This window comes from Bradyrhizobium sp. NAS80.1, from assembly GCF_001908205.1.
In the GTDB taxonomy this organism is placed as follows: Bacteria; Pseudomonadota; Alphaproteobacteria; order Rhizobiales; family Xanthobacteraceae; genus Bradyrhizobium.
The window spans coordinates 1-1,276 of sequence record NZ_LGHL01000406.1 but is presented as its reverse complement, the minus strand read 5'-3'; the positions used below and the strand labels follow the sequence as shown (position 1 = coordinate 1,276).

Genomic DNA, 1,276 nt, shown 5'->3' with positions numbered 1-1,276 from the left:
AGCTTTGTTGCGCGAGGCGAAGATGATCTCGCCCTCGTTGGCGAGAACGGGAAGATCCGGCGCGGAGCCGTAGCGCGACGAGTTGACGATGTTCGGCGGCTTGGTCCGGTCGATTGCACGATCGGACACGAAGTATTCAGCATCCGACGTGAAGAACAGCAGGTAGTTGTCGCGGACAATGTGCTGCAACTGCTCGGCGCCGTCCGTGTCGAGGTTGGCGAGCACGGCGCCGGAGGGACCCGTCAGCTTGACGTTCATGTCGAAATATTCGCCGGTGACGCTGGCGAGCCATGCGCTCTTCTTGCCCTGGAAGCCGCCGGTCACGAGACGGTCCTGATAGAACGCCGCGCTTGCCGCGTAGCCGCGCGTATTAGAGATCAGCGGCTCGCCGCCGGGATCACCGATAGTGAGATGCGCAACGGTTGCCGCCGCATCGGTGGTGTTGACGACCTGCGCCGACAGCGAATTGACGTTGCCGAGATTACCGTCACCCGTGAACGTGATTACAATCTGCTGGGAGGTTGCCGAGGCCGTTCCCGGCGTCACTGTGATCCCTGGCGCGATCGAGCCGGTCGCTTCGATCTGGGTCTTGATCTGCGCGGCGAAGCTGGTCCAGTTGATGGGCCAGTCCGTAGCGCACACCGCCGTTTCTCCGTTGACGTCGATCGAGAGCACGAGCGCCGCTCCCGACTCCGGAAATCGGAGGATGATCATCCAGACGTCCGCGACCTGATTGGTGTAGGTGCCGCCAAGGTCGACGTTGGCGATATTCTCGAACGGCGCGGTCGTAACGGTCCATTTGTTGTCCGCGCCGTCGCGCATGATCTTTTGCGTTTGCACCGCGGGGTGGAACATCAGCATCGTGTCAAAGCGCTGCGGCGTGTCCTGCGTCGGAATGTGATCCTCGAACGAAGCCGTGATGGACGATCCAACATAGGCGCCGTCGCGGTAGAAGTCGGCAAAGCCCGGCGTGAGGACAGCCGTATAGGTCTGCTCGTTCGAGAAGGTGAACGGGCGAACCCGCGCCACAGGAACACCGCTGGTTTCCTGATAGACGACCGGCGCGGCCCCGTTGAACGTGGTGGCGGACGACGGCGCCGAGATCAGCCGCAGGCGGATCAACGTGGTCGTGGCTTCCTGCGCCGGGGGCCGTGCGATCGTGATGTTCTTGGTACTGGCATCCACAGCGAAGGGGAGCCCGAACGGGTGGTAGGCCGTGCCATCCCAATACTCGAATTGCAGGATGGCACCGATGGCCGGCGAAGCCGACCAACCG

General features: G+C 62.7%; 1 protein-coding gene. It reads right to left on the bottom strand.

Annotation, left to right across the window (positions count from 1 at the left end; all coding sequences use genetic code 11):
- A partial coding sequence (locus AC629_RS47540; protein WP_168195761.1) for a phage tail protein occupies positions 1 to 1,276 on the bottom strand: 1,276 nt, incomplete at both ends.